Source organism: Cupriavidus sp. OV096 (genome assembly GCF_900115455.1).
Classification (GTDB): domain Bacteria; phylum Pseudomonadota; class Gammaproteobacteria; order Burkholderiales; family Burkholderiaceae; genus Cupriavidus.
This window is the reverse complement of sequence record NZ_FOWM01000012.1, coordinates 50,243-69,648: the sequence shown is the minus strand read 5'-3', so window position 1 is coordinate 69,648 and position 19,406 is coordinate 50,243. Positions and strand designations below refer to the sequence as shown.

Genomic DNA, 19,406 nt, shown 5'->3' with positions numbered 1-19,406 from the left:
GGTATGTCCCATCTGCCACGGCGCACTGCCCATAGCGGCCCGACGCTCGTTCGGCTCCTGTCTCGCCTGATCCACGTCGATGCTGCGGAACCTGCCAGTTCCCTCTCCCACCAGCTAAGCCAATGGCTCGGGTGGACGGATGCCATCGCGCTGTCCGCCGCACTTACCAGCCATCCAGTGCCGGGATCGTCGCTGCCGCCGCGCCCGGGGAATGCCGAGGCGCGTGATGCCGTGCGCGTGCGCGCGGCGCTGGCCAATGCGATTGTCGATGACGGCACATCAAGCGCGCGGCGTCGTGGGCCGGGGCGTCCAGCCGTGCCGGCGGAGTCGCCTGACGCCACGGTCGATTTTGCTGTCTATCGCCACCGCTATCTGACCACGCAACAAACCATGGCGACGGAAATCGGCATATTGCGAGGCCGGCTACGCAAGGCGCTGACCGCCCGGCAGCCCGCGATGGCGAAGCTGGCGATGGTGGATACCGTCATGGAGCGCGTGGTGGGTGCGCGCGAGCAGAGCCTGCTGGCGAGCGTGCCGGCGCTGTTGGAAACCCATTTCGAGCACTTGCGCCAAGCCCATGAGCATGCGCCCGGCGCCTGGCTCACGCAGTTCCGCAAAGACATGCAGGCTGTCCTGCTTGCCGAACTGGACATCCGTTTTGAACCGGTCGAAGGGCTGCTCGCCGCCCTGCGCGCTGGCTAACTGCATAGACATGAACAGAATTCTTCCCCATATCGTCGCTTTTGTTGCCGGTCTCGCCGTGGTTTGCTGGATCGGTGCCGGCTACGCGGGCGCGAACGCGCTCGCCCTCGCCGTGACGTTGGTGATCGGTGCCTTCTACGTGACTGGCGCGTTCGAACTCCAGTGCTATCGGCAGGCGACGGCCTCGCTGGCGCATGCGGTCTCGAATTTGTCCGAGAAACCGGCGGGTCTCGGCCAGTGGCTGGACACGCTTCCAGCCGGTCTGCGCGATGCCGTCCGGCTGCGCGTCGAGGGCGAGCGCGTGACGCTCCCCGCGCCGACGCTGACGCCGTATCTCGTCGGATTGCTAGTCCTGCTCGGCATGTTCGGCACTTTCCTCGGCATGGTGGCCACGCTGCGCGGCACGGGCATGGCACTGGAAGGGGCGACGGACCTGCAAGCCATGCGTGCTTCGCTGGCGGCACCGGTGAAGGGGCTGGGTTTCGCGTTCGGTACCTCGGTCGCGGGCGTTGCCACGTCGGCGATGCTGGGCCTGATCGCGGCGCTGTGTCGGCGCGAGCGCATCGAAGCCGTGCGGCAACTCGACACCCGCATCGCCACCACGCTGCGCCCGTTCTCGCGCAGCCATCAGCGCGATGAGATGTTCCGGCTCGTGCAGCGTCAGGCCGAGGTCATGCCGACGCTGGTCGACCGTCTGCAAGACATGATGGCCACGATGGAGCGCCAGAGCCGGACCCTGGCCGAGCGCCTTGCCGCGGGCCAGGAGGCGTTTCACGGTTCGACCGAAGCGACTTACACGCGGCTGGCGTCCTCCGTCGAAGAAAGCTTGAAATCCAGTATTGCCGAGAGCGCGCGCGTAGTCAGCGCGGTGGTCGAGCCCGCCGTCAGGGAGACGATGGCCGGTCTCGCGCAGGAGATGTCGGCATTGCGCGAGACCGTCTCTGGGACGGTGCAGCAACAACTCGAAGGCATCTCGACCCAGTTCGCGACAACCACTGCCAATGTCGCCGATGTCTGGCAGCAGGCCTTGGGCGACCATCGACACGCAAGCGAAGCCCTGACGCGCGACCTCCGCCAATCACTCGATACCTTCGGTGAAGCCCTGGTACGCGAGAACCAGCAAGCACTGGCTGGCACTTCGGCCAGTTTCGCATCGCAATCAGCATCGCTGGCGGCGGCGGTGAGCCAGTCGCACGCTGATCTTCAGGCCCAGTTGCTGGCTCGCGACGAACAGCGCCTGGCCGCGTGGACCGATGCGCTCGGCGCCATGGCCGCCGCCATCGCCACGCAGACGCAAGCCCAGGCCAGTGAGACGATTGCGGAAGTGTCTCGCCTCGTCGAGGCCACGACGGCGGCCCCCAAGGCAGCGGCCGCCATCATCGAGGAACTGCGGGAGAAGCTCTCCGACGGCCTCGCGCGCGACAACGCGATGCTCGCCGAACGTGGGCGCCTGCTGGCATCGCTGGAAACGCTGCTCGATGCCGTGAACCATGCCTCCACCGGCCAGCGCGCCGCGGTTGACGGCCTCGTGACGACCACGGCGGAGCTGCTCGAGCGCGTCGGTGCCCGGTTTGCCGAGACGGTCGAGTCCGAATCCGGACGCATGGCGACGATTGCCGCGCAGGTGTCGTGCAGCGCCGTCGAGACCGCCAGCCTTGGCGAGTCGTTCGGCGCCGCCGTGCAGGTGTTCAGCGATGCCAACGGGCAGTTGGTCGCGCATTTGGAACGCATCGAGGCTGCGCTCGACAAGTCGATGACGCGCAGCGACGAGCAGCTCGCCTACTACGTGGCGCAGGCGCGGGAAGTGGTCGATCTCAGCATGCTGTCGCAGAAGCAAATCCTGGAAGACCTGCAACGGCTGGCAGCGCCGGGCGCGGCCAACGGACCGGGCGCGGAGGCCGCATGAGTGAGGACCTCGACGCCGGCGTGGAGTCAACGGCGCCCGTCTGGGCCGTCTTCGGTGACCTGATGTCGGTGCTACTGGGCGGCTTCGTGCTGATTTTGCTTGGGGTGATCGGCTTCCAGATGGAGCTGTCGGCCCGGCTCGAAGCCGAGGTCAAGCAGCGGCAGGAGGAGATGCAGCGGCGCGAGACGCTCGAGAAGGCGCTGGCGGGGCCGCTTTCGGCGGGCCGCGTGACGCTCGTGAACGGGCGCATCGGTATCAGCGGGAACGTGCTGTTCGCGGTGAATTCGGACCAGTTGCAGCCAGAAGGGCGCGAGTTGCTGAAGGGGCTCGCTGCGCCGCTGGGGGCCTATCTGCATGCGCGCGACGAGATCCTGATGGTGAGCGGCTATACCGATGACACCCAGGTGCGCGACAGCAATCGCCGCTTTGCCGACAATTGGGAATTGTCTGCCCAGCGCGCACTGACTGTGACGCGCGCGCTAATCGATGCGGGCATTCCCGCCGCGATGGTGTTCTCTGCCGCGTTCGGCGCCGAGCAGCCGGTGGTGCCGAATGCCGACGTCGCGAGCCGCGCCAAAAACCGCCGCGTGGAGATCGCGCCGATTCCGAGAGTGTCCACGGGTGCGGCAAAGTCTCATGGCTGAATTGGACCCGCACCAGGACCCGCACCAGGACCCGCGCCAGGATCCGCGCGCCCGCCTCGCCGCCTGGCGCGAGCGCGGCGCCGAACGGATCGACCCGGTGCGCTTCCGATTCCTGGAAGCGCTGGCGCGGCGCTCGGCGACCCAGCATGGCGAAGCGCGCGAACTGCTCGATGCACGGCTTGCGCACCTCGTGGCGTCCTTTGGCGATGCCCTCACGCAAGCCGCCCCACGCGCTGACCGGCCGGCCAAGCCAGACGCCAGCCCGCTCGGCGGACTCGTGGAATACATCGCTGCGCGGTCCTCGGCCAGTGCGCTGCCACCTGTCGCTGGCGCGCAACGCGGTCCCGAGCCGGCGCCGGCCCTGATCGACTATTTCCGCGACAGTTGGGCGCGCGTCAGCGCCGACCGCCAGTTGCGCGCGGCACTGGACAGCGTGCCGGCGAACGCCGGGCCGCTCAATACGAATCATCTTGTGCATGGCGCACTTGCGCTGATGCAGGACGTATCGCCGGGCTATTTCCAGCGTTTCTTGTCCTATGTCGATGGCCTGGCGTGGCTCGAGCAGATGAGCCCCGGCGGCGCGCCCGCCGAGCCGACAGCACGCCGTGCCGCAAGCGCCCCAAAACGGCCGCGCGTCAAGCGCCGTGCCGCCGATGCCGACCCCCTTGCCTGATCGCCCATGCTTGCACGCATAATGTGCCGCATACAGTTGGGATAACAACAGGAAGGGTCAATGATGGATAACAATCAGGGCATGGGCCGCCTCGCGCGCCCGGCCGCGGCGGTGGCCGTCGCAACGCTTGCTGCCTGCGGCGGCGGGGGCGATGACGACGGCGGTTCGGTCGTCCGCGTCTCGGACGCTGCCGCCACGACGAGCAAGTCCACCGCCAGCGCCAGCGTACTCCCCACAACGCGCTGGATGCCGGCCGTGACGGACACGTGGCAACTCCAGCTTCAGGGCAAGCTCAACACGTCGTACAACGCCGTCGTGTTCGATTTCGACCTCTTCGACACCCCGCAGGCCACCATCGACACGCTGAAGTCCCAAGGCAAGCGCGTGGTCTGCTACTTCTCCGCCGGTAGCAGCGAGAACTGGCGTTCGGATTACTCTCAATTCACGGCCGCCGACCAGGGCCATCAGCTCGATGGCTGGGCAGGCGAGCGCTGGCTCGACACCCGTTCCGCCAACGTCCGCAAGATCATGACGGCGCGGATGGATCTGGCGAAGGCGAAGGGGTGCGATGGCATCGACACGGACAATGTCGACGGCTACACCAACAACCCCGGCGTGCCGTTGACGGCCGCGACGCAGCTCGACTACAACCGCTTTCTGGCCACCGAGGCCCACGCGCGCGGGCTGGCCATCGGGCTCAAGAACGATATCGATCAGGTCGCCCAGCTTGCCGGCGATTTCGATTTCGCGGTCAACGAGCAGTGCTTCCAGTACAACGAATGCGGGGTCTACGCGGCGTTCACCACGCAGGGCAAGGCCGTTTTCAATGTGGAATATGCGGCGAAATGGAAGGACCCCGCGCGGCGCCCGACGCTCTGCGCGAAGGCTCAGGCGCTGAACCTGCGCACGGTGGTCTTGCCGCTGAAGCTGAACGATAACTTCCGCTACACCTGCGACTAGGCTGTTGCAATTCAGGCCGGGGAAAGGCCGGTGCGGCGCTTTAGTCCGGCGTCTTGCCGGTTTTCTCCAGCTCGCGCCACGCCAGGAACAGCCGCGTATCGAATTCGAGCTGGTGATAGCGTGGCTCCATGTGCTCGCAGAGCCGATAGAACGCCTTGCTGTGGTCGCTCTCTTTCAGGTGGGCCAGTTCGTGGACGACGATCATGCGGAGAAAGTCCGCCGGCGCCTCCTTGAACAGCGACGCCACGCGGATTTCCTTCTTGGCCTTGAGCTTGCCGCCCTGCACGCGCGAGATGGCGGTGTGCAGGCCGAGCGCGTGCTGCGCGGTGTCGAGGCGCGCGTCGTAGCCCACCTTGTGCAGCGGCGGCGCGCTGCGCAGGTATTCCTGCTTGATGTCCGACGTGTAGTCGTACAGCGCGCGATCCGTCTGGATCGTGTGCGGGGCCGGATACCGCCGCGCAAGGTGATCCCCCAGCCCGCCCGCCGCAATCAGCGCGCGCACTTGGTCGAGCACCCCGGGCGGATAACCGCCCAGGAAGCGCATCGGATCCTTCACGCCGGGGCGCCAGCCTTCGCTCACAGACCCTTCCTATTTAGTGGTGATGATGGTGATGGTGCATCCAGCTGTTATCCACCGAGTTGACGAACGACTCGACGGCGTCCTTGTCCCCGGTGGCATGGCGCATCATCTCGCCGCACTTGCAGAAACCCTGGTACGGCAGGATGTGCGAGCAGGCCGACGTCTTTTGCAGATACAGTGTGACGGGTTTGGTGCACTTCTTGCACTTGAACTTGAGGGTAAGAGCAGCTTTCATGGCAATTCGGACCGAGTGTCGGAGGCCTCGCGGGATTCGCGGGACAAAGGCGACATTGTAACGATGCCCACGAATCAGCGTGGATCGCTGGTTTTCGACGGGGCAATCCGGAACGGCTCGATTTCGTACTGCTCGCCATGCTTGCGACAGTCATCGGCGATGGAGATCCACCAGTCCACCGTGACGATATACGTGCTGCCGTTGATGTCGTTCTCGGTGGCAACAGTGTCGCGGCCGAGTTTGAGATTTCGGCGGGCCATCGTCAGGGCTTTCAAGCGGGTGTCGGCGTAAAGGCTGGGGTCCCAGAGCATCATCAGCCGTTTTTCTTCCCAGACCACCCAGGCCAGTTCGTTGCCGCTGGGGAATTTATAGCCCACGACACAAAAGTGATTCCGCTCTCGGTTTGCTCTCTCTATCGCGAGGAGGTACTTGATTGTCGCCCTTGGGTCTAGGTAGCCCGGATCAGCGGAGACTCTGAATCGCCCGGAGGCATTGCCGGCAACAGCATCAGGTAGATCATGATTCGCTTGTGTACTGCTCCACCCTAGAAGTGCGAATAGCAGGAAGCCCCAAGGCGCTATTTTCATTGACGCGGCTCCCTGATCGCGAACGGCTCGATTTCGTACTGCTCGCCGTGCTTGCGGCAGTCATCGGCGATGGAGATCCACCAGTCGACTGTGACGAGATAGGTGCTGCCCTTGATGTCGTTCTCGGTGGCTACGGTGTCGCGGCCGAGCATTAGGCTGTGGCGCGCCATTGCCAAGCCGGCCAGCCGCATGTCCGCGTCAGAGCTTCCTCGCCAGAGCAGGAGGGTTCGCTCCTCCTCCCACAAGGTCCAGACCACCAAATATCCTTGCGGCATCCTGTAGCCAACAGTGCAAAATCGATTGCGCTGTTGGTTCTTGCCGCTACTGGCGACCAGATAGCGAATGGCTTTAGCGGGATCCCTGTAATAGGGGTTCGTCGAAGCTCTTGTGCGTCCCGTTGCGGTTTCCGAAACGGCGTCCGGTAGCTTGTCTTTGGCCATGGCATTTATCGAGCAGAAGGCCAAGAGAGCCAGGATTGTCTTTCTCATGGAAGTCGCCCTATTTTTTGGCATTCAACTGCGCAAGAAACGACTTGGTCAATGTGTAGAACTGCTGGCCTCCAAGTTGTTGAAATGGCTCGAAATTGGGCCCCGGTGGCTTTGACGGAAGCGTTCGCCATGCGTACATCTCGCCGGCAGATGGGTCGTTTCCAAAATGCTTTCCACTGGCGACCGCTATCGCATTTTCCACGTAGGTTCGGAAGGCCGCGTTTTTTGCGTGCGTACCGTCGTTCGCAATGTTCATGGTTTTGTTCAGCAGAAGCGCCGGACGGTCCGCAATGATCGGGTAGCTTTCGAAACCCTCTACCTGATTGGGTGCCTTGATAAGATCGGTCAAGCTGGTGGCACCGCGCGCTGCAAAATGTGTTGCCCCGAGGCGTAGCCGATTACGCATGACATGCACCATCCATTGCATGCACTTGAGCGCCTCATCCAGACTGCTGAATTTGTCGCTATCGGGGTTCGCGTTCTCCACCACCAACATCCGCGTCAAAATCCCCGCCTCGGTCCCCGCGTCTGGCAACTCAAGCCTTGGCAACACCTCCACCGTCAGCCTCGGCGTATTCGCATCCCGCTGGGTGGTGCCATATATATAGGCATCGACATGCACCACCCGCCGGCTCACGATGCCGGTTTCGCTGACTTCGATCTTCAGTTGTTGCTCGATATCCCGGTCATTGACCTTGAGCGGGAGGATTCTCAAGGTGGAGTCGCTGCTCCGGAAGGCGAGATGCCTGCGGTTCGGGCCCAGGCCCGAGACCCTGAAAGGGAGTTGGTTTCCAGCGAAGAGCGTGATTTGCGCGCCCATTGCCGCGCCGCTGCGGCGCAATAGTTTTGCCATGTCGGGTCCGATCCAGTGGTGAACCCGCCTGATTCTCCGAACCGCTCCTTGCCTCTGCAATGAGACGAGTCTGAAATTGGGCGCCATTTTTGCCGTGCCCGCGGCACGCCGGCCCCGCCCATCCGCCTGCTACACTCCCGCCATTCCTAGTCACACACCGCACACCTCCATGGCACAGTACGTTTTCACCATGAATCGCGTGGGCAAGATCGTTCCGCCCAAGCGTCACATTCTCAAGGACATTTCGCTGTCCTTCTTCCCCGGCGCCAAGATTGGCGTGCTGGGCCTGAACGGCTCGGGCAAGTCCACGGTGCTGAAGATCATGGCTGGCCTGGACAAGGAGATCGAGGGCGAAGCCACGCCGATGCCGAACCTGAACATCGGCTACCTGCCGCAGGAACCGCAGCTCGACCCCGAGCAGACCGTGCGCGAGTCGGTGGAAGAGGCGCTCGGCGGCGTGTTCGAGGCGCGCAAGAAGCTCGACGAGATCTACGCGGCCTATGCCGAGCCGGACGCCGATTTCGATGCCCTGGCCGCCGATCAGGCGAAATACGAGGCCATCCTGGCCGCCAGCGACGGCAACAACGTCGACCTCCAGCTCGATATCGCCGCCGATGCGCTGCGCCTGCCGCCGTGGGAAGCCAAGGTCGGCCATCTGTCCGGTGGCGAGAAGCGCCGCGTGGCGCTGTGCCGCCTGCTGCTGTCGCGCCCGGACATGCTGCTGCTCGACGAACCGACCAACCACCTGGACGCCGAGTCCGTGGACTGGCTCGAACAGTTCCTCACGCGCTTCCCGGGCACCGTGGTGGCCGTGACCCACGATCGCTACTTCCTCGACAACGCCGCCGAATGGATCCTGGAGCTGGATCGCGGACACGGCATTCCGTGGAAGGGCAACTACAGCTCGTGGCTGGACCAGAAGGAGCAGCGCCTGAAGCAGGAAGAGTCGACCGAGTCGGCGCGCCAGAAGGCACTGAACAAGGAACTGGAGTGGGTGCGCCAGAACCCGAAGGGCCGGCAGGCCAAGTCGAAGGCGCGTCTGGCGCGGTTCGACGAACTGAACAGCCAGGAATACCAGAAGCGCAACGAAACCCAGGAGATTTTCATCCCCGTGGGCGAGCGCCTCGGCAACGAGGTCATCGAGTTCGACGGCGTGAGCAAGGGCTATGGCGACCGCCTGCTGATCGACAACCTGAGCTTCAAGGTGCCGCCGGGCGCGATCGTCGGCATCATCGGGCCGAACGGCGCCGGCAAGTCCACCTTCTTCCGCATGCTGACCGGCAAGGAGCAGCCGGATAGCGGCGAGATCAAGATCGGGCCGACCGTGAAGATGGCGTTCGTCGACCAGAGCCGCGATGCGCTGGATCCGAACAAGACCGTGTTCGAGGAAATCTCGGGCGGTTCGGACGTGCTGACCGTGGGCCACTACGAGACACCGTCGCGCGCCTACATCGGCCGCTTCAACTTCAAGGGCGGCGACCAGCAGAAGCATGTGGGCACGCTCTCCGGCGGCGAGCGCGGCCGGCTGCACATGGCCAAGACGCTGATCGCGGGTGGCAACGTGCTGCTGCTCGATGAACCGTCGAACGATCTCGACGTGGAAACGCTGCGCGCGCTGGAAGATGCGCTGCTGGAATTCGCGGGCTGCGTGATGGTGATCTCGCATGATCGCTGGTTCCTGGACCGCATCGCCACGCACATCCTGGCGTTCGAGGGCGATTCCCACGTGGAATTCTTCCCCGGCAACTACCAGGAATACGAGGCGGACAAGAAGCGCCGCCTCGGCGAGGAAGGCGCCAAGCCGAAGCGCATCCGCTACAAGCCGATCGTACGTTGATCGTGGGATTCCCCTCTCCCGCGCGGGGGAGGGGAATCCGCAGGCATCACCCCCGCATCACCCCCGCACCAGCCTCACCTTCGTGATCTCCGAAGGCGCCCCGAAGCGTTTCGGTGGCCCCCAGTAGCCCGTTCCGCGGCTCACATACACCCACAGGTTTTCATGCCGGTTCAGCCCATGCACGTAGGGCTGCTGCATCGGCACGAACAGGTTCCACGGCCAGAACTGCCCGCCATGGGTATGTCCGGACAATTGCAGCTGGAAGCCGGCCGCCGCTGCCGCCGGTGCGGTACGTGGCTGGTGGGCCAGCAGCACCCGCACCGCCGCGTGCGCCGGCGCGCCGGCCAGCGCCTGCACCGGGTCGCTGCGATGGCTATCGATGAAGTGGCCTGCCGAATAGTCGGTCACGCCGCCCAGCACCAGCGCTGCGCCGTCCCGCTCCACCACCACATGCTCGTTCATCAGCACGCGCAGGCCCAATCGGCGTAGTTCAACGATCCACGCCTCGGCGCCCGAGTAGTACTCATGGTTGCCGGTCACGACGAAGGCCCCGTGTTTGGCCGATAGCCGGCCCAGCGGTGCGGTGTGGTCGGCCAGCTCGCGCACGGTGCCGTCCACGAGGTCGCCGGTCACGGCCACCGCATCGGCCTGCAGCTGGTTCACGCGGTCCACGATGCGGTCCAGGTAGGGCTTCTTGATCGTCGGGCCGACGTGGATGTCGCTGATCTGGGCGATCGTGAAGCCGTGCAGCGCCTCGGGCAGGTTGGGAATCGGCACATCCACCTCGACCACCCGGGCCAGCCCGCGCGCATTGAAATAGCCGATCACGCTGACCAGCAGCGCCAGCCCCACCACGGCGACCGCGCTGTCGGGCAGCAGGGCGGGCGGATGCCAGCCCACGGCCAGCGTCCCGAGCAGGAACAGGTCGCGCGCCACGGTCAGGATCAGCAGCGTTGAGAAAAATCCCATCGCCAGCATGCCGAGCCAGGAAACCCGGTCCGCCCAGGGCGGCGTCAGGCGCCGTGCCAGCAGCGCGGTGGGCAGCAGCAGGGCCGAGATGACGAGCCAGAGCGCGCCCAGGCAGGCCACGGCCATCGGCACGGGCAGGTCCGGCAACAGCCGCACGCCGATATAGCCATGCAGCAGCGCCGTGATGGAGGCGGCAAAGAGAATCGAACGGCGGGGCGGCAGGGCGCTCATCGGATGGCCTTAGGCATCGTAGTTATCCGAGGAAGGTGAGGCTGGCATAACGCGGCTTCAAGGGCAGGGTGCCAGATTCAGAGGATTTTCAAGCGAAGCAAGATGCACACCTGGCCTCAGGCCGGGCGGTCCAAACCGTACCCAGTGCTGCGGTGATCTGCGCGGATTCAACGTACGAAATGAATGTTTTCGACAGGGATTGTCCCGTCTGAGCGCCTCCATTAGATTCCTCTCAGCAGCCCGCTTGTGCCGGATGCTGCGCAATTCGACGGAGTCGCCATGTCGTTCCGCTTCATGCGTGGGTTGTCCTGCCGGGCGATGGTCGCCCTGGCCTTGCTGGGCGCCACCGCGCCAATCCTGGCTGCACAGCCGCCGGCGCGCTCGCCGCTCACGCCACTCACGTGGCCGCGCAACTTTGATACCGCCGGCGACCACATCGAGCTCTATCAGCCAGAAATCGAGAAATGGGATGGCACCCGCATGTCGGGCCGCGCCGCCGTGGCGGTGGGCCCGCGCGACGGCACGCCGACCTACGGCGTGGTGCATTTCTCCGCGACGGCCGACATCGACAAGCCCTCGGCACTGGTCCAGCTCTCCCAGATCGAGATCGAAAGCGTGGAAGTCCCCACCCGCCCCGACGCGGCCGACACGGTGCGCCAGGCGGTCATCGCGCGGCTGCCGGCCAAGGGGCTGACGGTGCCGCTGGATCAACTGCAGGCCAGCTACGCGGTGTCCCAGCAACTGGGCCGCGCGGTGCGCGTGCCGGTGAAGAACGACGTGCCGCAGATCCTGTTCGCCACCACGCCGACCTTGCTGGTGCATGTCGATGGTGAACCCGCGTGGCGCGCCGTGGGCGGCACGTCGCTGGAGCGGGCGATCAACAGCCGCGCCCTGCTGTTGCGCGAAGCGGGCGGGGAGCTTTGGCTCAACGCCGCCGGTTACTGGTACAAGTCCGAGTCGGCGGGCGGCGCGTGGGCCGTGGTGCCGTCGCCGCCGGCGGCCCTGCTCGGCGCGGCCAGCAAGATCCAGGCAAACAAGGCCGAGCCGAAGCCCGATCCGATGTTGCCGGCCAGCGGCAAGCCGCCCGCGCAGGCGCCGGCCGTGCTGCTGGCCACGCAGCCGGCCGAACTGATCGTCACCAGCGGCGAGCCGAAGATGACCCCGGTGGGCGGCACCAGCCTGCTCACGGTGTCCAACGCCGATCACGCGGTCTTCGTCGATCCATCCACCAACCAGTCTTACGTGCTGCTCTCGGGCCGCTGGTTCCGCGCGCCAATGCTGACCGGGCCGTGGACGCACGTGGCTGGCAATCAGCTACCGGCCGACTTCGCCAAGATCTCCCCGCAGGATCCCAAGGCCAACGTGCTGGTCTCGGTGCCGGGCACGCCGCAGGCGCGCGAGGCCGAGATCGCCGCCACGATTCCGCAGACGGCATCGGTGGCGCGGGCCAAGGCCACGGTGGCCGTGGTCTATGACGGCACGCCGAAGTTCGTGCCGATCACCGGCACCTCGCTGCAATACGCGGTGAACACGGGCACGCCGGTGATCGAGGTGGATAGCAACCATTACTACGCCGTGGCCAACGGCGTCTGGTTCACGGCGAGCGTGCCGGGCGGACCGTGGCATGTGGCCACCGAGGTGCCGTCCGCCATCTACACCATCCCGCCGAGTTCGCCGATCTACTACGTCACCTACGTGCGGGTCTATTCGGTCACGCCTGAGGCGGTGGTGGTCGGCTACACCCCCGGCTACATGGGCGTGGTGGTCAACCCCGACGGCACCGTGGTCTATGGCACCGGCTATGTCTATCCGCCCTATGTGGGCGCCTACTACTACGGTTACCCCGCCACCTACGGCTATGGCGCCGGGTTTGCCGTGGGCGTGACCGAGGGCTTCGCGTTCGGCTTCGCGGCCGGCGCCATCTGGGGCGCGGCGTCGCCGTACTGGGGCCCGTACTGGTGGGGCGGCGGCTACGGCTGGAACTACGTCAACGTGAATCAGGCGAATTTCTATGGCCGATGGGGCCAGGGCACGGTCACGCACGCCCAGGGCTGGAACGCGTGGACCGGCACCCAGTGGCGCGGCACGGCGGGGTCCGGCTACAACCCGGCCACCGGCGCGCGCTACCAGGGCAGCCGGGGCGCCGCATTCAATCCGTATTCGGGCGACTACGCCGCCGGGCGGCAGGGCTCGTTCTCGAATCCATCCACCGGGCGCGAAGGCGCCGGGCGCGGCGGCGTGGTCGGCAACGAGTACACGGGCAACTACGCGGGCGGCCGGCAGGTGGCGGGCTACAACGCGCAAACCGGCCGGGCTGGCGCCGCCGAGTTCGGCGTGGCCGGCAACACCCAGACCGGCGACCACACCGCCGGCAGCCGCGGTGTGGTGGTCAATCCGAACAAGAACAACGCCGTGGCGTGGAACAACGGCAACGTCTACGCCGGCCACGACGGCAACGTCTACCAGCGCACCGACGATGGCTGGCAGCAGCACACCCCCAACGGCTGGCAGCCGGTGCAGCCAAACAGCGACGTGCAGAACCGGCTCGACCAGCAGCGCCAGGCGCGCGATGTCGGCCAGCAACGCTTCGGCAATTCCGCGCAGCAGTGGCAGGGCCGCGGGGGCGGCTTCCAGGGCGGGGGCGGGCGCTTCGGTGGCGGCGGATTCGGCGGCGGAGGCGGTCGCTTCCACGGCTTCCGGCGCTGATCGCGCGCAGTCTCGAACCCGCCTGTCCGCAGAGACTGCATCGAACGATTTTGTTGAAGGCGGCGACGAAAAGATTGAATGGTGGCGCCGCCGACGCCGCTTTAACCTGCCCACACGCACGTTGTGCGGCACGCCGCCGCGCAGCGAGACCCAACCGCAGCGGAGCGGCACATGAAACTGGTTTTCCCCATCGTCCTGGCCGTTGCCGCGCTCGGCCTGGGTGCCTGCAAGAAATCCGAACCCCCGCCGGCAGCCCAGCAGGCCGTGCCGGTGCAGGTGGTCAAGACGGCGGCGCAGGACCTGCCCGTGACCTTCGATTTCGTCGGCCAGACCGAGAGCGACCAGGCCGTCGATATCCGCGCCCGCGTGGCCGGCTTCCTGATCAAGCGCAACTACACCGAAGGCGCGGTGGTCAAGGAAAACCAGCTGCTGTTCGAGATCGACCACAAGCCGTTCCAGGTCCAGCTGGACGCCGCCCGGGCGCAGCTGGCCCAGCAGAAGGCCCGGTTCGAGGTGGCCCGCGCCAACCTCGCCCGTGTGAAGCCGCTGGCGGCGCGCAACGCGCTCTCGCAGAAGGATCTCGACGACGCCAACGGCAACTTCCACGAGGCCGCCGCCGGCGTGGAGCAGGCCCAGGCCGAGGTGAAGACCCAGGAACTGAACCTGTCCTACACCTACGTGCGCTCGCCCGTGGATGGCGTGTCCAGCTTCGCCGTGCTGCCGGTGGGTGCCTATGTCAGCACGTCCAACAGCCTGCTGACCACGGTCTCCACGCTCCAGCCGATGCGGATCAACTTCAGCATCTCCGAGCCCCAGACGCTCGAGTTCCGCGCCCAGCGCGAGGCGAAGTCGCTGGTGGTGCCGCACGACGATCAATACACGGTGACCGTGATCATGGCCGATGGCAGCGAGTACCCACAAAAGGGCCGCATCACCTTCGCCGATGCCACGTACAACCAGAACACCGGCACCTACCTCGTGCGCGCGCTGATGCCGAACCCGGGCGGCCAGCTGCGGCCCGGCCAGTTCGTGCGCGTGCTGGTCAGTGGCGCGAGCCGGCCCGGCGCCATCGTCGTGCCGCAGCGCGCGGTCATGCATGGCCCCAAGGGCGATCTGGTCTACGTGGTGGACAAGGACAACAAGGCCCAGCCGCGGCCGGTGATGGTGGGCGAGCTGTCCGGCTCGATGTGGCGCATCGCCAAGGGGCTCGAGCCGAACGAGACCGTGGTGGTGGACGGCGCCGGCAAGCTGGCGGCCGGCGCACCGGTGCGCGTGACCGGCGAGGCCCCGCCGGCGGCGGTCGGCGAGGGCAGCCGCCCCGTCAGTGCCCCGGCCAGTGCCCCCCCGGCCCCGGCCAAGACCTGAACCGGAGCGCCCCATGATTTCCGCCTTCTGCGTCAAGCGGCCGATCTTCGCGGTGGTGATGTCGATGATCATCGTCATCGGCGGCGGCGTGGCGATGTTCGCGCTGCCGATCGCCCAGTACCCGGACATCACCCCGCCCCAGGTCACGGTCAGCGCCACCTATGCGGGCGCCGACTCGGACACCGTCGCCCAGACCGTGGCCGCGCCCATCGAGACCCAGGTGAACGGTGCGGACAACATGATCTACATGCAGTCCACGTCATCGCCCACCGGCTCGATGACGCTCAACGTCTACTTCGACATCGGCACCGACCCGGACACCGCCCAGGTGCAGGTGCAGAACCGAGTGAACCTGGCGCTGCCGCAGCTGCCCGAGGCGGTGCAGAAGACCGGCATCAACGTGGAGAAGCGCTCCACCAGCTTCCTGCTGCTGATCGGGATCTATTCGCCGGATGGCCGCTTCGACCAGCAGTACATCAACAACTACGCGAACCTGTACGTGCTGGACGCCATCAAGCGCGTCAACGGCGCCAACCAGGCGCAGATCATGGGCTCGGCGGACCTCGCCATGCGCATCTGGCTGCGGCCGGACCGCATGGCGGCGCTCGGCATCACCAGCAAGGACGTGCAGAACGCGGTGCAGAGCCAGAACGAGCAGTTCGGCGCCGGCAGCGTCGGCCAGTCGCCGAACGCCAACCCGGTGGAGCTGTCGTTCCCGCTGGTGACACCGGGCCGGCTGACCACGCCCGAGCAGTTCGAGAACATCATCCTGCGCGCCGATGCCACGGGCGCCGCCATCGTGCGGCTGCGGGACGTGGGCCGCGCCGAGATCGGCCAGCAGCAGTACATGCTGCGCTCGGCCCTGAACGGCAAGCCGGCGACGATCATCGCGGTCTACCAGCAGCCCGGCTCCAACGCGCTCCAGGTGGCCAACGACGTGCGCAAGACGCTCGACGAGATGGCCAAGACCTTCCCGGCCGGCGTGGCGTACAAGGTCTCGCTGGACACCACCGAGTTCGTCAGCGCCTCCATCGAGGAAGTGGTCCATACGCTGGTCGAGGCCGTGATCCTGGTCGTGCTGGTGGTCTTCATCTTCCTCCAGAACATCCGGGCGACGGTGATCCCGGTGCTGGCCGTGTTCGTGTCGATCATCGGCACCTTTGCCGGCCTGCTGGCGCTGGGCTTCTCGATCAACCTGCTGACGCTGTTCGCGCTGGTGCTGGCCATCGGCATCGTGGTGGATGACGCCATCGTGGTGGTGGAGAACGTCGAGCGGAACATGGCCGAGTTCAAGCTCTCCCCACGCGAGGCCACCCTGCGGGCGATGGAGGAGGTCACCGGGCCGGTCATCGCCATCGTGCTGGTGCTCTCGGCGGTGTTCATCCCGGTGGCCTTCGTCTCGGGCACAACCGGGCAGCTCTACCGGCAGTTCGCGCTGACCATCGTCATCTCGGTGGTCATCTCGGGCTTCTGCGCGCTCACGCTCTCGCCGGCGCTGGCGGCGCTGATCCTGAAGCCGGGGCACCACACGCCGTGGCGCGGCTTCGTCTGGTTCAACGAGCGGTTCGACCGCCTGGTGCACCACTACGGCGGCTGGGTGCGCACGATCATGCGGCGCGCGGTGGTCGCGCTGGCGATCTTCGGGGCGATGCTGCTGGCTACGTGGCAGCTGTTCGCGCACATCCCCACGGCCTTCGTGCCGTCCGAGGACCAGGGCTACATCCTCGTGGCGGTGATCATGCCGGACTCCGCGAGCCTGGACCGCAGCGAAAAGGTCACCTCGCAGGTGGCCGAGATGTTCCGCAAGCACCCGGCCGTGGAGGATGCCTCCGCGCTGACCGGCTACAGCTTCATCGACAGCCAGTACAAGACCAACGCCGGCACGGTGTTCGTCGGCATGAAGAGCTTCAAGGATCGCGGTTCCGCCGATCTGGGCGTGCCGGCGATGCTGGCCGAGATGACGCCCAAGCTGCGCGCGATTCCCGAGGCGGTGATCATTCCGGTCAATCCACCGTCGATTCCCGGGCTGGGCTCGCAGGGCGGCTTCGAGTTCTGGATCCAGAACCGGGGCACCGGCAACACGGCCGAGCTGGAAGGCGTGACGCGCCGCTTCATCCAGGCAGCGGCCGCGCACAAGGAACTGGGCCGGTTGACCAGCACGATCCAGTCGGCCTCGCGCCAGATGCGGGTGGAGGTGGACAAGGAAAAGGCCGAGACCATGGGCGTGCCGATTGCCGATGTCTACGGCACGCTGCAGACGCAATTCGGCTCGCTCTACGTCAGCCAGTTCACGCAGTACAGCCGCGTCTGGCAGGTGATCCTGCAGGCCGAGCCGCAGTACCGGGCCACGCCGACGAATCTCGAATACCTGTACGTGCGCGGGCGGGACGGCAAGATGGCGCCAGTCTCCGGGCTGCTGAAGACCTACTACTCCAGCGGGCCGGACCTGCTCTCGCGCTTCAACAACTTCCCGGCGGCCAAGATCACCGGCGATGCCGCGCCCGGCCACAGTTCCGGGCAGGCGCTGGCGGCCATGGAGGCGGTGGCGCGGGAGGTGCTGCCCGCCGGCTACAGCTTCGCCTGGAGCGGCGAGGCCTTCGAGCAGAAGAAATCCGGCAATACCACCACCATCGTCTTCGTGTTCGGCATCGTCATGGTGTTCCTGATCCTGGCGGCACAGTACGAGTCGTGGTCCTTGCCGCTGTCGATCCTGACCGCCGTGCCGTTCGGCATCTTCGGCGCCCTGATGGCGATCCTGTTGCGGGGCTTGTCGAACGACGTGTACTTCCAGATCGGCATGGTGACGCTGATCGGGCTGGCGGCGAAGAACGCCATCCTGATCGTGGAATTCGCGGTGATGAAGCACAAGGAAGGGCTTTCCCACGCCGATGCCGCCGTGGAGGCCGCCAAGCTGCGGCTGCGGCCGATCGTGATGACCTCGCTCGCCTTCATTCTTGGCGCGGTGCCGCTGTTCATCGCCTCGGGGGCGGGGTCGAATTCGCGGCATTCCATCGGCACCGGCATCATCGGCGGGATGATCGCGGCCACTTCGCTCGCGCTGCTGTTCGTGCCGCTGTTCTCGTGGCTGGTGGGCACGGCCGCCGACAAGTGGGCGGCGCGCCGCCCGCGCAAGGTCGCGGCGCCATCCACTTCGCATCCTTCACCGAGCGCCGGGGAGCCATCATGAATGCCGTACTGCGTAGCACTGCGATGTCGGCCGCCTGTCTGGCGATCCTGGGCGGCTGCGCCATCGGCCCGGACTACGCGCGGCCGGAGGCGGCCGAGCCGCCCAACTACCGGATCGACAGCGGCGTGCTGACCGTGGCCGCCGACAGCGACTGGTGGAACAGCTTCAACGACCCGGTGCTGACCGCGATGGTCGAGGCGGCGCTGCGCAGCAACTACGACGCGCGCATCGCGGCGGCCCGCATCGACGAATTCCGGGGCCAGCTGATGGTGGCGCGCTCGGGCTTCTATCCGCAGCTGAACGCCACCGCCTCGGCGGCGCGGCAGAAAAGCGGCTCGTTCAACGGCACGCCGTTCGCGGCGCTGGGCGGCCCGCGCAACAGCTACGAGGCGCTGCTGAACGCCAGCTGGGAGATCGACCTCTGGGGCCGCATCCGCCGGCAGGCCGAGTCGGCCGAAGCCAGCCTGTGGAATGCCGAGTACACCCGGCGCGGCGTGGTGCTGGCGCTGGCGGCCTCGGTGGTGCAGGGCTACGCCACGCTGCGCGGGCTCGATGCGCAGCTCGAGGTGGCGCGCGCCACGCTCGACGCACGCGGCCGCGCACTCGACATCTTCCAGCAACGCTATCAGGGCGGCGTGATCTCGCAAGTGGAGTTGTCCCAGGCCGAGAACGACTTCTATTCGACCGAGGCGACCATCCCGCCGCTGCGCACGTCGATCGCCCAGACCGAGAACGCGTTGTCCGTGCTGCTGGGCCGCGAGCCGGGGCCGGTGGAGCGCGGCAAGCCGGTGAACGAGCTGACGGCGCCGGCCATCGGCGCCGACCTGCCTGCCGCGCTGCTGGCGCGCCGGCCGGACGTCCTGCAGGCCGAGCAAACCGCCGTGGCCGCCAACGCGCAGGTGGGCGCCGCGCTGGCGCTGTTCCTGCCGTCGGTCAATTTGTCGGGGTTCTTCGGCGCGCTGGCCACCTCGCCGGCGGGCCTGTGGCAGAGCGCCTCGCAGATCTGGGGCTTTGGCGCCAACCTCGCCCAGCCGGTGTTTCAGGGCGGGGCGATCCGGGGGCAGGTGAATACGGCCGAAGCGGTGCGCGACCAGGCCATGCTCGGCTATCAGTTCAGCGTGCTCAATGCGCTGGCCGATGTGAACAACCAGCTGTCCAACGGCATCGAGACCCGTAACCGGCTCGGCAGCCTGCGCCGGCAGGAGCAGAGCCTGCTGATCTACGCGGACCAGTCCAGCGCGCGCTACGAGGGCGGCTATTCCAGCTATCTCGAAGTGACGGACGCCCAGGAGAAGCTGTTCACGGTGCAGTTGGCGGCGATCCAGGGGCAGGTCGATGTCCTGACCGGCACCGCCTCGCTGTACAAGGCGCTTGGTGGCGGCTGGCCCGCCATCCCGAGCGATGTGCGGGACGCCGGCCTGACCGGCGACGCCCGCGCTACTGTGCCGCCTCCGCCCCCTCCCGCTAAATAGAAGTCCCTTCC

At 66.5% G+C, this 19,406-nt stretch carries 16 protein-coding genes; 10 read left to right on the top strand and 6 right to left on the bottom strand.

Translation table 11 applies throughout. From position 1 onward, the window contains the following. The first annotated feature begins 3 nt into the window (after positions 1-3). The 5 genes from BM115_RS21940 (at position 4) to BM115_RS21920 (ending at position 4,885) form a co-directional block, all read left to right on the top strand. On the top strand, positions 4-702 hold the full coding sequence (locus BM115_RS21940) for a DUF3348 domain-containing protein (RefSeq protein WP_092299168.1): 699 nt from the start codon (positions 4-6) through the stop codon (positions 700-702). 10 nt (positions 703-712) lie between these two features. Further along, positions 713-2,608 carry a DUF802 domain-containing protein gene (locus BM115_RS21935; protein ID WP_092299165.1) on the top strand — a complete coding sequence of 632 codons (1,896 nt, stop codon included), beginning with the start codon at positions 713-715 and terminating at the stop codon, positions 2,606-2,608. Continuing rightward, positions 2,605-3,252, top strand: a complete 648-nt coding sequence (locus BM115_RS21930) for an OmpA family protein (protein WP_092299162.1) — start codon at positions 2,605-2,607, stop codon at positions 3,250-3,252. Before BM115_RS21935 ends, BM115_RS21930 begins: the two co-directional genes overlap by 4 nt. After that, entirely contained in the window at positions 3,245-3,925 is a 681-nt protein-coding gene (locus BM115_RS21925) for a DUF2894 domain-containing protein (RefSeq protein WP_092299159.1), read from the top strand. The genes BM115_RS21930 and BM115_RS21925 overlap by 8 nt, the downstream gene beginning before the upstream one ends. A 63-nt stretch (positions 3,926-3,988) precedes the next feature. Further along, complete coding sequence (locus tag BM115_RS21920; protein ID WP_092299478.1) at positions 3,989-4,885, top strand: endo alpha-1,4 polygalactosaminidase; 897 nt, start codon at positions 3,989-3,991, stop codon at positions 4,883-4,885. 40 nt (positions 4,886-4,925) lie between these two features. On the opposite strand, the gene BM115_RS21915 is transcribed toward BM115_RS21920, so the two are convergent. From BM115_RS21915 to BM115_RS21895, 5 genes are all read right to left on the bottom strand, one after another. After that, a complete protein-coding gene (locus tag BM115_RS21915; protein WP_092299475.1) occupies positions 4,926-5,429 on the bottom strand; it encodes a M48 family metallopeptidase in 504 nt (167 codons plus the stop codon). Positions 5,430-5,478: 49 nt separating this feature from the next. Further along, positions 5,479-5,700 carry a hypothetical protein gene (locus BM115_RS21910; RefSeq protein ID WP_092299156.1) on the bottom strand — a complete coding sequence of 74 codons (222 nt, stop codon included), beginning with the start codon at positions 5,698-5,700 and terminating at the stop codon, positions 5,479-5,481. Positions 5,701-5,774: 74 nt separating this feature from the next. Then, positions 5,775-6,077, bottom strand: coding sequence for a hypothetical protein (locus BM115_RS21905; protein ID WP_255370936.1), 303 nt, complete (start codon positions 6,075-6,077; stop codon positions 5,775-5,777). Positions 6,078-6,283: 206 nt separating this feature from the next. Further along, positions 6,284-6,727, bottom strand: coding sequence for a hypothetical protein (locus BM115_RS21900; protein WP_255370935.1), 444 nt, complete (start codon positions 6,725-6,727; stop codon positions 6,284-6,286). A 58-nt stretch (positions 6,728-6,785) separates the two neighbouring features. Then, a complete protein-coding gene (locus BM115_RS21895; protein WP_092299153.1) occupies positions 6,786-7,628 on the bottom strand; it encodes a hypothetical protein in 843 nt (280 codons plus the stop codon). A gap of 169 nt (positions 7,629-7,797) precedes the next feature. On the opposite strand from BM115_RS21895, the gene ettA reads away from it, so the two are divergent. Continuing rightward, a complete protein-coding gene (gene ettA, locus BM115_RS21890) occupies positions 7,798-9,465 on the top strand; it encodes an energy-dependent translational throttle protein EttA (RefSeq protein ID WP_092299149.1) in 1,668 nt (555 codons plus the stop codon). 57 nt (positions 9,466-9,522) lie between these two features. Here ettA and BM115_RS21885 read toward each other — a convergent pair whose 3' ends face one another. After that, a complete protein-coding gene (locus BM115_RS21885) occupies positions 9,523-10,656 on the bottom strand; it encodes a metallophosphoesterase (RefSeq protein WP_092299466.1) in 1,134 nt (377 codons plus the stop codon). A gap of 288 nt (positions 10,657-10,944) precedes the next feature. Between BM115_RS21885 and BM115_RS21880 the strand changes: the two genes are divergently transcribed. From BM115_RS21880 to BM115_RS21865, 4 genes are all read left to right on the top strand, one after another. Then, positions 10,945-13,371: a carbohydrate-binding family V/XII gene (locus tag BM115_RS21880; RefSeq protein ID WP_092299146.1), complete on the top strand. Its 2,427-nt coding sequence runs from the start codon at positions 10,945-10,947 to the stop codon at positions 13,369-13,371. A 171-nt stretch (positions 13,372-13,542) separates the two neighbouring features. After that, positions 13,543-14,736, top strand: a complete 1,194-nt coding sequence (locus tag BM115_RS21875; protein WP_092299143.1) for an efflux RND transporter periplasmic adaptor subunit — start codon at positions 13,543-13,545, stop codon at positions 14,734-14,736. Positions 14,737-14,749: 13 nt separating this feature from the next. Then, a complete protein-coding gene (locus BM115_RS21870) occupies positions 14,750-17,923 on the top strand; it encodes an efflux RND transporter permease subunit (protein WP_092299140.1) in 3,174 nt (1,057 codons plus the stop codon). Next, positions 17,920-19,395, top strand: coding sequence for an efflux transporter outer membrane subunit (locus tag BM115_RS21865; RefSeq protein ID WP_092299463.1), 1,476 nt, complete (start codon positions 17,920-17,922; stop codon positions 19,393-19,395). The genes BM115_RS21870 and BM115_RS21865 overlap by 4 nt, the downstream gene beginning before the upstream one ends. Positions 19,396-19,406 lie beyond the last annotated feature (11 nt).

Bases quoted from the DNA above. Each gene is read 5' to 3' on its own strand.
- BM115_RS21940 (WP_092299168.1), top strand. From the start codon at position 4: ATGTCCCATCTGCCACGGCGCACTGCCCATAGCGGCCCGACGCTCGTT.
- BM115_RS21935 (WP_092299165.1), top strand. From the start codon at position 713: ATGAACAGAATTCTTCCCCATATCGTCGCTTTTGTTGCCGGTCTCGCC.
- BM115_RS21930 (WP_092299162.1), top strand. From the start codon at position 2,605: ATGAGTGAGGACCTCGACGCCGGCGTGGAGTCAACGGCGCCCGTCTGG.
- BM115_RS21925 (WP_092299159.1), top strand. From the start codon at position 3,245: ATGGCTGAATTGGACCCGCACCAGGACCCGCACCAGGACCCGCGCCAG.
- BM115_RS21920 (WP_092299478.1), top strand. From the start codon at position 3,989: ATGGATAACAATCAGGGCATGGGCCGCCTCGCGCGCCCGGCCGCGGCG.
- BM115_RS21915 (WP_092299475.1), bottom strand. From the start codon at position 5,429: ATGCGCTTCCTGGGCGGTTATCCGCCCGGGGTGCTCGACCAAGTGCGC.
- BM115_RS21910 (WP_092299156.1), bottom strand. From the start codon at position 5,700: ATGAAAGCTGCTCTTACCCTCAAGTTCAAGTGCAAGAAGTGCACCAAA.
- BM115_RS21900 (WP_255370935.1), bottom strand. From the start codon at position 6,727: ATGGCCAAAGACAAGCTACCGGACGCCGTTTCGGAAACCGCAACGGGA.
- BM115_RS21895 (WP_092299153.1), bottom strand. From the start codon at position 7,628: ATGGCAAAACTATTGCGCCGCAGCGGCGCGGCAATGGGCGCGCAAATC.
- ettA (WP_092299149.1), top strand. From the start codon at position 7,798: ATGGCACAGTACGTTTTCACCATGAATCGCGTGGGCAAGATCGTTCCG.
- BM115_RS21880 (WP_092299146.1), top strand. From the start codon at position 10,945: ATGTCGTTCCGCTTCATGCGTGGGTTGTCCTGCCGGGCGATGGTCGCC.
- BM115_RS21875 (WP_092299143.1), top strand. From the start codon at position 13,543: ATGAAACTGGTTTTCCCCATCGTCCTGGCCGTTGCCGCGCTCGGCCTG.
- BM115_RS21870 (WP_092299140.1), top strand. From the start codon at position 14,750: ATGATTTCCGCCTTCTGCGTCAAGCGGCCGATCTTCGCGGTGGTGATG.
- BM115_RS21865 (WP_092299463.1), top strand. From the start codon at position 17,920: ATGAATGCCGTACTGCGTAGCACTGCGATGTCGGCCGCCTGTCTGGCG.